The sequence below is a fragment of the Mycobacterium parmense genome, from assembly GCF_010730575.1.
In the GTDB taxonomy this organism is placed as follows: Bacteria; Actinomycetota; Actinomycetes; order Mycobacteriales; family Mycobacteriaceae; genus Mycobacterium; species Mycobacterium parmense.
The window spans coordinates 1,744,572-1,757,348 of sequence record NZ_AP022614.1; the positions used below are offsets into that span (position 1 = coordinate 1,744,572).

14 protein-coding genes and 1 tRNA gene are annotated in these 12,777 nt (G+C 66.7%); 3 read left to right on the top strand and 12 right to left on the bottom strand.

The features are described 5' to 3' along the window. The first annotated feature begins 105 nt into the window (after window positions 1-105). A complete protein-coding gene (locus G6N48_RS07965) occupies window positions 106-435 on the top strand; it encodes a hypothetical protein (protein ID WP_085271591.1) in 330 nt (109 codons plus the stop codon). A 296-nt stretch (window positions 436-731) separates the two neighbouring features. Here G6N48_RS07965 and G6N48_RS07970 read toward each other — a convergent pair whose 3' ends face one another. Together G6N48_RS07970 and G6N48_RS07975 are read right to left on the bottom strand one after the other, a co-directional pair. Continuing rightward, entirely contained in the window at window positions 732-1,118 is a 387-nt protein-coding gene (locus G6N48_RS07970) for a hypothetical protein (protein ID WP_139826000.1), read from the bottom strand. Further along, window positions 1,118-1,579 (bottom strand): hypothetical protein, encoded by a 462-nt coding sequence (locus G6N48_RS07975; RefSeq protein WP_085271593.1) that lies wholly within the window; start codon window positions 1,577-1,579, stop codon window positions 1,118-1,120. Before G6N48_RS07975 ends, G6N48_RS07970 begins: the two co-directional genes overlap by 1 nt. Window positions 1,580-1,670: 91 nt before the next feature. Between G6N48_RS07975 and G6N48_RS07980 the strand changes: the two genes are divergently transcribed. Further along, window positions 1,671-2,867 (top strand): hypothetical protein, encoded by a 1,197-nt coding sequence (locus tag G6N48_RS07980; protein ID WP_163670806.1) that lies wholly within the window; start codon window positions 1,671-1,673, stop codon window positions 2,865-2,867. Window positions 2,868-2,964: 97 nt separating this feature from the next. Here G6N48_RS07980 and G6N48_RS07985 read toward each other — a convergent pair. The 7 genes from G6N48_RS07985 to G6N48_RS08015 all read right to left on the bottom strand — a co-directional run bounded on the left by G6N48_RS07985 (window position 2,965) and on the right by G6N48_RS08015 (window position 8,405). Continuing rightward, window positions 2,965-3,038, bottom strand: a tRNA-Pro gene (locus G6N48_RS07985). Window positions 3,039-3,196: 158 nt separating this feature from the next. After that, window positions 3,197-4,597 carry a ribosome biogenesis GTPase Der gene (der, locus tag G6N48_RS07990; protein WP_085271595.1) on the bottom strand — a complete coding sequence of 467 codons (1,401 nt, stop codon included), beginning with the start codon at window positions 4,595-4,597 and terminating at the stop codon, window positions 3,197-3,199. Further along, the gene (cmk, locus tag G6N48_RS07995) at window positions 4,594-5,286 is read right to left on the bottom strand and encodes a (d)CMP kinase (protein ID WP_232066572.1); all 693 of its coding nucleotides are present in this window, start codon (window positions 5,284-5,286) and stop codon (window positions 4,594-4,596) included. The genes der and cmk overlap by 4 nt, the downstream gene beginning before the upstream one ends. After that, on the bottom strand, window positions 5,283-6,026 hold the full coding sequence (locus G6N48_RS08000; protein WP_085271596.1) for a pseudouridine synthase: 744 nt from the start codon (window positions 6,024-6,026) through the stop codon (window positions 5,283-5,285). Before G6N48_RS08000 ends, cmk begins: the two co-directional genes overlap by 4 nt. Further along, on the bottom strand, window positions 6,026-6,730 hold the full coding sequence (gene scpB, locus G6N48_RS08005; protein ID WP_085271597.1) for an SMC-Scp complex subunit ScpB: 705 nt from the start codon (window positions 6,728-6,730) through the stop codon (window positions 6,026-6,028). Before scpB ends, G6N48_RS08000 begins: the two co-directional genes overlap by 1 nt. Further along, window positions 6,730-7,545: a segregation/condensation protein A gene (locus G6N48_RS08010; protein ID WP_085271598.1), complete on the bottom strand. Its 816-nt coding sequence runs from the start codon at window positions 7,543-7,545 to the stop codon at window positions 6,730-6,732. Before G6N48_RS08010 ends, scpB begins: the two co-directional genes overlap by 1 nt. Next, on the bottom strand, window positions 7,542-8,405 hold the full coding sequence (locus tag G6N48_RS08015; RefSeq protein ID WP_085271599.1) for a ParA family protein: 864 nt from the start codon (window positions 8,403-8,405) through the stop codon (window positions 7,542-7,544). Before G6N48_RS08015 ends, G6N48_RS08010 begins: the two co-directional genes overlap by 4 nt. Before the next feature lie 235 nt (window positions 8,406-8,640). On the opposite strand from G6N48_RS08015, the gene G6N48_RS08020 reads away from it, so the two are divergent. Further along, window positions 8,641-9,393: an O-methyltransferase gene (locus tag G6N48_RS08020; RefSeq protein WP_085271600.1), complete on the top strand. Its 753-nt coding sequence runs from the start codon at window positions 8,641-8,643 to the stop codon at window positions 9,391-9,393. A 6-nt stretch (window positions 9,394-9,399) separates the two neighbouring features. Here the strand turns inward: G6N48_RS08020 and xerD are convergent, their stop codons facing one another. The 3 genes from xerD to G6N48_RS08035 are packed head-to-tail and all read right to left on the bottom strand — an operon-like array spanning window position 9,400 to window position 12,714. Next, entirely contained in the window at window positions 9,400-10,350 is a 951-nt protein-coding gene (gene xerD, locus G6N48_RS08025) for a site-specific tyrosine recombinase XerD (RefSeq protein ID WP_085271601.1), read from the bottom strand. Next, window positions 10,347-10,970, bottom strand: a complete 624-nt coding sequence (locus tag G6N48_RS08030; RefSeq protein ID WP_085271602.1) for an NUDIX domain-containing protein — start codon at window positions 10,968-10,970, stop codon at window positions 10,347-10,349. The genes xerD and G6N48_RS08030 overlap by 4 nt, the downstream gene beginning before the upstream one ends. After that, window positions 10,963-12,714: a CTP synthase gene (locus tag G6N48_RS08035; protein ID WP_085271603.1), complete on the bottom strand. Its 1,752-nt coding sequence runs from the start codon at window positions 12,712-12,714 to the stop codon at window positions 10,963-10,965. The genes G6N48_RS08030 and G6N48_RS08035 overlap by 8 nt, the downstream gene beginning before the upstream one ends. Window positions 12,715-12,777 lie beyond the last annotated feature (63 nt).

A 12,777-nucleotide genomic window follows, 5' to 3' on the forward strand; every position in this document is an offset into this window, starting at 1 on the left:
GTCAGCCCGACGCAGGTCAGAGGTGGTTTTGGTTTGCGTTCGCATTCCAGTTCGGGGGCCAATACGCCAACTATGATCCGACGAACGTTCAGAGGACCGGGGATCATGCCGACGCCCAACCCTACCGGGTGGCTGAATAAGCTGGATCGAAGCGACCTCGCGGACATGCTGTACGACCCGGAGCCAGCCGTCGAGCTGCTGAGGGGCCTTCGCGCCGTCCTCACCACGTGGTGGAACGAGCTGTCGGAAGACGTGCAGGATGGTTTGAGAGACAACAAGGCGGGGATCGTGTCGGGTGCCTACCGCGAAGACGTCGCTGCGCTGGGACCGCTCGGGGAGATCGACAGCTGGGGGCGAGACCTGCGGTCGGATTTTAGGCTGCCGCTCGTCGTATGGGCCTTTTTGGACTTCATGAACAGCGAGCAGCGGAAGTAACTACTGGCAACCAAGCGCCTAGGTCCCAGCCGCTGCGCGAGCTTGTCGACAGCGGCTATCGCCCTGTCGTCGCTGGTATGCCCATAGACATCGCCGGTCACCGCGATGGGAGTGCCCAAGCAGGTCGGATACCGCACCCGAAAAAGTTCGGCTCAGTTAGTAGCGGTTAGGCGTATCCCTGGCTCGGCGGATGCGCGGTGTCGAAAACGTTGCGAATTAAGCACTTTGGGTCTGAACCGGGTGAGTGAGCAGAAGATCGAGGAAGCCTTGTCGAACGCTAAACGACGCGATCTAGGCTAGTGGCTCGTCAGGTTGATCGCGAGAATCGCGACGACTGAGTGAGCGTCACCATCGTCAGTTGTCTTGAACGCCTTGTGGTGCTGATAGTCAACGCGCGCCATCGACGAGACTTCAAAGTGTATTGTCCTTGACCAGCCGACGCCTTGCGGCAATCCAGCCTTTCCGCGGAGGATGCATGAGGTGCCGGCGGCTGGCCATACATCCGGCGTAGACGCGACATGGTCCCAAAATTGCTGCGCTTGCTGCAGCCCGACGGCTTCGGTCATCCGCGAGTAGTGGTCGACATAGTGCCGATGAACCAGCACGCGGTACTTTGGAGCCTCTTTTGGCTTGCCCCCAGGTCGCTTGGCTGGCTGAAACGGCTTGTACGCGCTGTCAACCATCACGGGCGTTCAACTGGTACAAAGTTTGACGGCGAGAACTCCCCCATCAGCACGGACCGGCGAAGGGGGTCATCGATTTCTTTCGCAGTTATCCGCCATGCGCGAATAGCTTCACTCAAGACGTCAGCGCTTTCATCGGAGATGGCGGCGACAAGCGCTTGGTGGAGTTCGTCCGCAAACTCCTTGAGGTCGTCGCGGTCGAAGACTCTCAGCCAGGCCAGGTCGCCCAAATCGCTTAGGCTCGGCTGACCGTCTCTGGCTAGCAGATCCTGGAGCCGAAGCAGGTGCTTGGACCACTCCGCCACCAGCCGCAGAGTTATCACTTGTGACTCGGGCAAGGTGAGGAGGCTAGTGCCGTCCTTGTCTCGAATACGCGCGGAACCCTCACGCGCCATCTGCAGAAATTTCGTTCGCTTTGTGCCCGCGAGATCGCTTGGTTGGAAGATCGTGTCTTCGCTCATGGGAAGCCCCTTGGAAGATGTAGTAAGATCCTGACCAAGATCTTACATAGGATCATAGTAACCGAACCTGTAAGCTGAAGCGTAGGGGGTGATGAAAATTACTCGGCGTAAGTGGACTGTTGAGCCAGGCGACAGCCTCTCGATAGTCGTGCGCAAACTTCACGATGCGCTGATAGCTCATAACATTGAAGATGCTGACGAGGACTGGCCAAAAATCATCTCCGCGCTGGTCAGCAAGGTTACCGATGCCGGCATTGACGGTGAGGCTCTTGTGAGATTTGGACTGTCGGAGGCGACGGCGTTCGCGCTCATCGTCGACGTTGTGTTGGGCAATCATGTTGACGGCGCCAAGCAGCGCGAGTGGCGGGATGCTTTGGAGATCCGACCTGCCCCTGCGGACACACGCGATCGCAAAGCTATCACCAGGGCACTTACTAGGGCGGTAGACGACCGGCTATCTGTAGCGCGCCGATGGATACACCATGCGCCCTTCAACGACATCCTCGCGATGACCCCGCCGTCTAGCGATTTGGCGAAGCAGATCGCAGAAAGTCCTGACCCGCCGTCAGAGGTTTGCGTTCAGTACACCTGGATTGCCGAGCGCTTGAGCGGACAACCCCTCAAGCAGTGGTCGACGGAATCACTTGAGGCTGAGTATGAGTGGCGGCGCGGACGGCAACCGGCGCAGATACCCTCGGCCGCGTTGATCGAGTTGGAGCATACGACTGAAGACTTCGCGTTGCAGATCGCGGACCGCAACGTTTCGCGCAAAAGGGATCCCTACGACCCGATCGCAGAACATGTGACCGATAAGGCTCGGTCTTTACTTCGTGACCGCCGGTACTCGGATGCTGCTGCACTCTTCGAGTTCGTAGGTGATCACTCGAAGCTGCGAAAATCTAATTGCCTGAATAATCGGGGATTCTGTTGGATCCCACCAGACCCGAAGAAGGCGATGTACTACCTACAGCAGGCAGCGTCGCGTGGCTACGAAGACAGATCTGTTAACACCTACAACCAGATGTGTTGCGCCGTCTCGTTAGGCGATTACCCGGAATTCCGTGCGTTGTCTGAGCGCTACTGGGCCGAAGAGTTCGAAGAAGAAAAGACGCCAGCGACCTTGTGGGTGCGTGATCAGGGGCAATGGACTCTTCAAGAGGTGCCTGATGCCCGAGAGCAGATCGCGCGACTTGCCCTCTACCAAGCTGAGGCGGAGGGTTGGCCTACGCGTGTTGATCGGTGGACAATGCGCCTGGAAGCCCTTTTGAATGGTGAGTACGTCCTGTAAAGCCGCGGTGAGTCTGGGTAATCGACCGCCAGAGCCATTCGACATCTGGGAACGCGCCTCAACCCGATGTCGTCCGACATGTGTCGGGCTGACAGGGTCGGGCTGACAGGATTTGAACCTGCGACCACTTGACCCCCAGTCAAGTGCGCTACCAAACTGCGCCACAGCCCGGTGCCGGTGGACTCCACCGGCAGCGGTCGAAAGCCTACCGCAACCGGGCCGCCGCCCCGTCATGGCCTTCGAGTGTGCGCTCCGGGGCGTCGAGTGTGCACTGAGCGCGGGAAAACGCCGGTTTTCTCGCAGTGGGTGCACGTTCGAAGCAGGCACGCTCAACGCCGCTTGGCGCCCCGCTTCTCGCGGACCCGCACGTTGATGCGGATCGGACTGCCCTCGAAGCCGAACGTCTCGCGCAGCCGGCGTTCCAGGAATCGCCGGTAGCCGGCCTCGAGGAAACCGGTGGTGAACAGGACAAACGTCGGCGGCCGCGCGGTGGCCTGGGTGGCGAAGAGAATCCGCGGCTGTTTGCCGCCGCGCACCGGCGGCGGTGTGGCCGCCACCACCTCCTTGAGCCACGCGTTGAGCGGGCCGGTCGCGATCCTGGCGTCCCACGACTGCAGCGCGGTCTCCATCGCCGGCACCAGCTTCTGCACCGCGCGACCCGTCTTCGCCGAGATGTTGACCCGCTGCGCCCAGCGCAGCTGCGCCAGCTCGCGGTCGATCTCACGCTCGAGCAGCTCGCGGCGATCCTCGTCGACCACATCCCACTTGTTGAACGCCAGCACCAGCGCGCGCCCGGCCTCGATCACCATGGTCAGCACGCGCCGGTCCTGCTCGGTCAGGGGTTCGGACGCGTCGATGAGCACCACCACCACCTCGGCGGCGTCGATGGCCGAGTGGGTGCGCACCGAGGCGTAGTACTCGTGCCCGCTGGCCTGCCCGACCTTGCGCCGCAACCCCGCGGTGTCGACGAACCGCCACACCTTGCCGCCCAATTCGATCAGCGAGTCGACCGGGTCCACCGTCGTGCCGGCAACGTCGTGCACCACCGAACGCTGGTCACCCGCAAGCTTGTTGAGCAACGAGCTCTTGCCCACATTGGGCTTGCCGACCAGGGCCACCCGTCGCGGCCCGCCCGCCGCCGGCGCCACCTCCGACACCTCGGGCACCGCCGCGAGCACCGTGTCGAGCAGGTCTGCCACGCCGCGACCGTGCATCGCGCTGATCGGGTGCGGCTCACCGAGGCCCAGCGACCACAGCGCCGCCGCGTCCGCCTCGGTTCGGTCGCTGTCGACCTTGTTGGCCGCCAGGAAGACCGGCTTGCCCGAGCGCAGCAGGATGCGCGCGGCGGCCTCGTCGGCGGAGGTGGCCCCGACGGTCGCGTCGACGACCAGGATCACCGCGTCGGCGGTGCGCATGGCGATCGACGCCTGATCGGCGACCAGCTGCTGCAAACCCTTGGCGTCGGGCTCCCAGCCCCCGGTGTCCTGCACGACGAACCGGCGACCGGTCCACAGCGCATCGTAGGAAACCCGGTCGCGCGTCACGCCGGGCACGTCCTGCACCACCGCCTCGCGGCGGCCGAGGATCCGGTTGACCAGCGTCGACTTGCCGACGTTGGGCCGGCCCACCACCGCCACGACGGGCGCGGGCCCCGCCTCTGCGGTGTCCTCGACATCGAATTCGACTGACTGCCAGTCGCTTTCGTCGGACCAGGTGCCGTCGTCGCTCACCGGACCGCCTCGCTTTTCTGCCGCACCAGATCCAGCAGGTGGTCGATCACTTCGGACTCGGTCATGTCGCTGGTGTCCACCACCACCGCGTCGGAGGCCGCACGCAGCGGCGACACCGGCCGGGTGGAGTCGAGGTGATCGCGGCGGCGCACGTCGGCCAGCACGCCGGCATAGTCGTCCGGCAGGCCCGACGCCACGTTCTGATCGTTGCGCCGCCGGGCGCGGGTCTCGGCCGACGCGGTCAGGAAGATCTTCAGCGCCGCGTCCGGCAGCACGACGGTCCCGATGTCGCGGCCCTCGACGACCACGTTGCCGGGGCCCTCGGCCATCGAGCGCTGCAGCCCGACGAGGCGGGCGCGCACCGTGGGCACCGCCGACACCGCCGAGACGTTGCGGGTGACCTCGTCACCGCGAATTTCGGCCGAGACATCTTCTCCGGCAAGGTAATAGCGGTCGCCGTCGTGGTCATGGCCGACCGACATCTGCACCGTCGAGCCGATCCGCCCGACGGCGTCGGCATCGAACGGGTCGACGCCAGCGCGCAGCACCGCCAGTGTCACCATTCGGTACATCGCCCCGGTGTCGAGGTAGCGTGCCCGAATGGCCCGCGCCAATCTTCTTGAGACCGAGGATTTTCCCGTCCCGGCGGGGCCGTCGATAGCGACCACGACGCCATTGCCGGCACTCACAGGCCCACCGCTTTGTACAGCTGCCCGACCTCTTCGCGGGTCAGCGCCCGGATGCTGCCCGGACGCTGCTTGCCCAGGGACACCGCGCCGATGTCGGTGCGCACCAACGCCTCCACCGGGAATCCCACCGCGGCGAGCAGCCGCCGGACGATGCGATTCCGCCCCTCGTGCAACGTGACCCGCACCAGCGTCTTGCCGGGGATGGCGTCCACGACCGCGAAGTCGTCGACGCGGACCGGCCCGTCGTCCAGCTCGATCCCCGCGCGCAGCCGCTTGCCGAGGCCGCGCGGCACCGACCCGGTCACCGTCGCCAGGTAGGTCTTGGGCACCTCGTGCGACGGGTGCATCAGCCGATGCGCCAGCTCGCCGTCGTTGGTCAACAGGATCAGCCCTTCGGTGTCGGCGTCAAGCCGCCCGACGTGAAACAGGTTCTTGTTTCCCCGCACCTTGTGCTGGATCAGGTCGCCGATGCACGGCCGGCCGCGGTCGTCCGACATGGTCGAGTGCATGCCGCGGGGCTTGTTCAGCGCCAGGTACACCAGCGACTCGTCGAGCACGATCCGGGCGCCGTCGACGCGCACCACCGACACGTCGGGATCGACGCGGGTGCCCAGCTCGGTGACCACCTGCCCGTCGATCTCGACGCGGCCGTCGCGGATCATCTTCTCGGCGTTTCGCCGTGACGCGATTCCGGCCTGCGACAAGACTTTCTGCAGGCGGATCCCTTCGATCTCGGCCATCAATCCCGGTCCACGTCGAAGGTCAGCGGCTGGTCGGTCGCCGCGCCGCCGGTCAGTTTGATGAAACGCGGCTCGGTGTCCAGGGATTCGCTCAGGTCCTCGATCGTGTCGACGTCGGGAAGCAGCGGGGCGATGTCGGGAAGGTCGGTCAGCGACGTCAACCCCAGGCGCTCCAGGAACAGGTCGGTGGTGGCGAAGGTTGTTGCGCCCGTGTCGCCGTCGACGCCGGCCTCGGTGATCAGCCCGCGCGCCACCAGGGTGCGCATCACGGCGTCCACGTTGACCCCGCGGACCGCGCTGACCCGCGCGCGGGTCACCGGCTGGCGGTAGGCGACCACGGCCAGCGTCTCCAGCGCGGCCCGGGTGAGCTTGGAGCGTGCGCCGTCCAGCAGCAGTTTCTCCACGTAGGGCGCGAACTTCGCGCGGGTGTACATCCGCCAGCCCTCGCTGGTCTGCCGCAGGTCGATGCCGCTGTCGCGCTCGGTGAGTTCGTCGGCCAGCTGCTGCAGCCGGGCCGCGATGCGGTACACGGGTTGCTGGGTGGCCGATCCCAGCGCCTCGGCGGTCACCGGGGTGTCGACCACCAGCAACAGCGCCTCGAGTACGGAGCCGAGTTCGCTGGCATCCATGGGTGCCGCCTCGGCGATGTCCGGGATGCCCTCGATACCGGAGCCGAGGTCGACCTCCGGCTCGTATTCACTCATCACTCGTCCCGCACTTCTACCAAGGCTTCGCTGCTGGGACGTTCCCCGGTCCACGAAATTTGGAGCACGCCAAGCGGCTCTGACTGATCGAATGCTACCGCCCGGGATCTGTACAGTTCGAGCAGCGCCAGGAACCGGCCGACCACCTCCATCGGCGTCCCGCAGTCGGCGACCAGTTCCGAGAACGTCGCCCATTGGCCGCTGCCCCGCGCTTCCAGAAACTCCAGCAACCGCTTGGCCTGCTCGGGCACCGAGACCGCGACCTCGTGCAGGTGCCCGATGGCCACGGTCGGGACCGGCCGCGGGCTGAACGCGATCGCGGCGATCTGGGCGAACCGCTGCGCGTCGACGCCGATCATCACTTCCGGCAACAACTCGGTGAACCGGTCCTCCAGCGAGACCGACCGCGGGTAGCTGCGCAGCGCGGTGGCCTCGAGCTCGGCGAACATCTCTGCGACGTGCTTGAAGGCGCGGTACTGCAACAGCCGGGCGAACAGCAGGTCGCGCACCTCGAGCAGCGCGAGGTCCTCCTCGTCGTCGACCTGCCCGGCCGGCAGCAGCCGCGCGGCCTTCAGGTCGAGCAGGGTCGCGGCGATCACCAGGAACGCCGTCGTCTCCTCCAGGCTGAGCTGAGAACCGATCTCGCGGGTGTAGGCGATGAAGTCGTCGGTGACCTGGTGCAGCGCCACCTCGGTGACGTCGAGGCGATGGGCGAAGATCAGCTGCAGCAGAAGGTCGAACGGCCCCTCGAAGTTGGTGAGGCGGACGCGAAAGCCGTTCTGCTGCGGTGCCTCACCCGTCAAACTGCCGGTCACGCGCCGAATCGGTCGATGAACTCGCGGGCCAGCGCGCGATAGGCGATGGCGCCGGTGGACTTCGGCGCCCACGTGGTGATCGGTTCGCCCGCGACGCTGGTCTCCGGGAATCGGACGGTCCGCGTGATCACGGTGTCGAACACTAGATCACCGAATCGCTCGACGACGCGGGCCATCACCTCGCGGGCGTTGACCGTGCGCGGGTCGTACCGGGTGAGCAGGATGCCGCTGATATCCAGCTTCGGGTTGAGCCGGTCGCGCACCTTCTCGACGGTGTCGGTCAGCAGCGCCAGCCCGCGCAGCGAGAAGAACTCGCACTCGGTGGGGATCACCACGCCGTCGGCGCAGGCCAGCCCGTTGATGGTGAGCAGGCCCAGCGACGGCTGGCAGTCGATCAGCACGTAGTCGTAGCGGTCCAGCACCGGGTGCAGCGCCCGGCCCAGCGTCTGCTCGCGGCCGACCTCGTTGACCAGCTGGATCTCCGCCGCCGACAGGTCGATGTTGCTGGGCACCAGGTCGAGGTTGCGGTAGCGGCTGTGAATCATCACGTCGTCGATCGACACGCGCGACTCGACCAGAACGTTGTGGATGGTCTTCTCCAGCTCGTAGTGCGGAACACCCAGGCCGGCCGACAGCGCGCCCTGCGGGTCCATGTCCACGAGCAGGACACGCCTGCCGTATTCGGCGAGCGCGGCGCCCAGGTTGATCGTGGACGTTGTCTTGCCGACGCCACCCTTCTGGTTGCACATCGCGATGACCTTGGCCGGGCCGTGCGAGGTGCGCGGCTGCGGCTCGGGGATCGGCCGCGGCGGCCGTCCGGTCAGGCCGAGCGGGACGCCGCCGTCCGGCTGATCGCTCATGGCGAGGGTGTTCGGCAGGTGAACATCGTCGGAAAGTCTAACGGGTGGGCCCGCCGAAGCCGGGCGACCCGCAGGGCGATTACCAGCCGATATCTGCGAATTTCGCAGGTCGAAGGCACTTGAGTTAGCAGGGTTCACAGCAGTCACACCAGCCCCAATGCCGAGGTGCTGGGGTGCTCGGCGGACATGCCGGCACAGTCGTCGACGGGTGCGACCCAGGCCTATCGTGGGGTCTATGGATCTGAAGCGACGGCTCCCTCTGCTGCGGTGGTCGGTGTGGCGAATGGCCGCCGGGGCCCGCAACATCACCACCACCGGCCAGATCGGTGACGGACGCGAGGCCGCCGCCGTGGACTACGTCCTGGCCCATGCCAGGCCCGGCGACATCGACGACGTGCTGAGCGCCATCGACACGTTCGCCTACGAGAAGTCGATGCTGATCAACGTCGGCGACGAGAAGGGGCTGCTGCTCGACGCCGCGGTGCGACGCGCCAATCCCGCGCTGGCGCTCGAACTGGGAACCTACTGCGGCTACGGCGCCCTGAGGATCGCCCGGGCCGCCCCGAACGCGAAGGTCTACTCTGTCGAACTCGCCGAGGCCAACGCCGCCAACGCCCGCCGGATCTGGACCCACGCGGGCGTCGCCGACCGGGTGACATGCGTCGTCGGGACCATCGGCGACGGCGGGCGCACCCTGGACACGCTGGCGAGCAAGCACGGATTCACCTCGGGCGCATTGGATTTCGTATTCCTCGACCACGACAAGGACGCCTACCTGGACGACCTGAAGAGCATCCTGGAACGGGGGTGGCTGCGGCCGGGATCGATTGTGGTCGCCGACAACGTCCGGGTGCCCGGCGCGCCGAAGTACCGCGAGTACATGCGCCAGCAGCAGGGCACGCTGTGGAACACGAAGGAACACAAGGCGCACCTGGAGTACCAGTCGTTGGTGTCCGACCTGGTGTTGGAGTCCGAGTACCTGGCCTGAGCCCGCTCACTGCGCTCGCGGGTGGGCTCCCGCCCACACCTCGCGCAACGCGTGCACGGTGACCATGGTGTAGATCTGCGTCGTCGTCACCGAGGCGTGACCCAGCAGCTCCTGCACCACGCGGACGTCGGCCCCACCCTCCAGCAGGTGGGTGGCGAACGAATGCCGCAGCATGTGCGGAGACACACCCGAGGTGATGCCGGCCCGCTCGGCGGCGTCCTGCAGCACCTGCCACGCGCTCTGCCGCGACAACCGCCCGCCGCGCGCATTGAGGAAGATGGCCGGCGTCGCCGACACCTGCCGGCCCCGCCGCGCCAGCTCGGGACGGCCCCGCACCAGGTAGGCGTCCAGCGCCTGCACGGCGGGACGGCCCACCGGCACCAGCCGCTGCTTGCCGCCCTTGCCGCTGAGCAACACCGATCGGGCGTGGGTGTCGACGTCGTCGACGTCGAGGCCGACGGCCTCCGAGATCCGCGCGCCGGTGCTGTACAGCAACTCGAGCAGCGCACGGTTGCGCAGCGTCAGCGGGCCGTCGGCCGGGCTGTCGCCACCCGCGCCCTCCAGCAGGGCGAGCACCTCGTCGATGGTCAGGCTCTTGGGCAGCCGCCGTCCCGGAGTCGGCGGCCTGACCGCCCGCGCCACGTCGAGCTCGGCGAGTCCCTCGGCCGCGGCAAACCGGTGCAGGCCGCGCACCGCGATCAGCGCCCTTGCCGCCGAGACGGCGGACAGCGCCGCGGCGCCCGAATCGGGGTCGCCGCGGCGCAACGCCACCAGGAACTCGCTGACGTCGTCCTCCCCCACCTTGGCCAGGTCGTGAATCCCGCGGTCCGACAGGTGCTTTGAGTAGCGGCGCAGATCGCGCCGATAGGAGCTCAAGGTGTTGGCCGCGACGCCCCGCTCGATGGTGAGGTGGTCGAGATAGCCCTGGAGTTGAGTCTCCAGGGTCAGCGTCGTCACCGCGCGGACTTTCGCGCGGCGAACGCCGTCGGCCTGTCGGCCCAGGGGCTGTCGACGGGCCGCGGTTGCGCGAGCCCGGTCTGCACCGCGTGGGCGGCCAGGATGCCCGCCACGGCAATGGCGTTCACGATCTCACCGCCCAGCACCTTGCGGACCGCCTCCGCCAGAGGGAACCACCGCAGGGTCATGTCGGCCTCTTCGTGGTGCGCCTCGGGCCGCTCCACCTGGCTGATGCCGGTGGCCAGGTACACGCGCACCGACTCGTCACTGAAGCCGGGCGTGGAGTCCAGATCGACCAGCACCTGCCAGGTTTCGGCCCGCAGGCCGGCCTCCTCCTGCAGCTCGCGCGCGGCCGTGTGATGCGACGGCTCTCCCGCGGCGTCCAGCAGTCCCGCGGGCAACTCCCACAGGCGCCGGCCGAACGGGTGCCGGTACTGATAGACCATCGGGATGTTGCCGCCGTCGTCCATCGCGACCACGGCCACCGCGCCGTAGTGCTCGACCACCTCGCGGACCGCGGTGGTATCGCCCGGCATCGCGACCTCGTCGCGGCGCAGTGCGAAAATCTTTCCGGTGTAGAGGGTTTCGGACGATACCGTCTCGAAGACGTGATCAGCCACGGGTAGCGGGTTCGGGCACCGGGCGCTGCATGCCGTCTTGATGCTGGACGCCGTTGGGTGAGTGCTCGGAGATGTCCATCGGCAGCAGCTCGCCCGACTTGTAGTCGATGGCGGCCCCGATGAACGCCACGAACAGCGGGTGCGGCCGGGTGGGCCGGCTCTTCAGCTCGGGGTGGGCCTGGGTGCCGACGAAAAACGGGTGCACTTCCGGGGGGTACTCGACGAACTCGACCAGATGGCCGTCGGGCGAGGTGCCGGAGAATCTCAGGCCGCTCTCGGCGATCTTGTCGCGGTAGGCGTTGTTGACCTCGTAGCGATGCCGGTGGCGCTCGGAGACCTCGGTGGCGCCGTAGGCTTGGGCCACAATCGAATCCTCCTGCAGCACAGCGGGATAGGCGCCAAGCCGCATGGTGCCGCCCAGGTCCGCCTGGCCGGCGACGATGTCGAGCTGGTCGGCCATCGTGGAGATCACGGGATCCGGTGTGTCCGGGTCGAATTCGGCGGAGCTGGCCTCGGTCAGCCCGGCGGAGCGCGCCGCCTCGATGACGATGCACTGCAGGCCGAGGCACAGGCCCAGGACGGGAAGGCCCCTGGTGCGCGCGTACTGGATGGCGGCGATCTTGCCCTCGATCCCGCGGATGCCGAAGCCGCCGGGGATCAGCAGGCCGTGCACGTTGTCCAGGGCGGCGGCCATGTCACCGGTGGCCTCCGAGCCGTCGGCGGCCACCCAGTGCATCTCGACCTTGGCGTGATGCTTGAAGCCCCCCGCGCGCAGCGCCTCGGCCACCGACAGGTAGGCGTCGGAGAGTTCAACGTATTTGCCCACCAAAGCGATCCGGACGGTCTCGTGCGGCTCGTGCACCCTGTGCAGCAGGTCGTTCCACTGCGTCCAGTCGACGTCACGGAACGGCAGGTTGAGCCGGCGCACCACGAACGCGTCGAGTTCCTCGCGGTGCAACACCTTGGGGATGTCGTAGATGGACGGGGCGTCGGGGGTGGAGATGACGCCGTCGATGTCGACGTCGCACATCAGCGCGATCTTGTTCTTCAGCGCTTCGGGCACGTCGCGGTCGCAGCGCAGGATCAGCGCGTCCGGGGTGATACCGATGCTGCGCAGCGCGGCGACCGAGTGCTGGGTGGGCTTGGTCTTGAGCTCACCCGACGGGGCCAGATAGGGCACCAGCGACACGTGCAGGAAGAAGACGTTCTCCCGGCCGAGGTCGTGGCGGACCTGCCGCGCCGCCTCCAGGAACGGCTGCGACTCGATATCACCCACGGTGCCGCCGATCTCGGTGATGACGACGTCCGGGCGGTTGCCGTCCTCGTCGGGCAGGGCCATCGCCATGATCCGCCGCTTGATCTCGTCGGTGATGTGCGGGATGACCTGGACGGTGTCGCCGAGGTACTCGCCGCGGCGCTCCTTGGCGATGACGGTCGAATACACCTGTCCGGTAGTGACATTCGCCGACCCGGACAGGTTACGGTCCAGGAACCGCTCGTAGTGCCCGATGTCGAGGTCGGTCTCGGCGCCGTCCTCGGTGACGAACACCTCGCCGTGCTGGAAAGGGTTCATGGTGCCGGGGTCGACGTTGAGGTAAGGGTCGAGCTTCTGCATCGTCACGTGCAAACCGCGTGCGGTCAGCAGCTGACCCAGGCTGCTGGCGGTCAGCCCCTTGCCGAGCGACGACGCGACGCCGCCGCTGACGAAGAGATGCTTGGTGGCGGTTTGCGGGTGCTTCCGCACAGGCGACCTCCGTGAAGACGGGCAGGGCTGAAAAGTTTTCTGGCATCAACCTGGCGATTGACC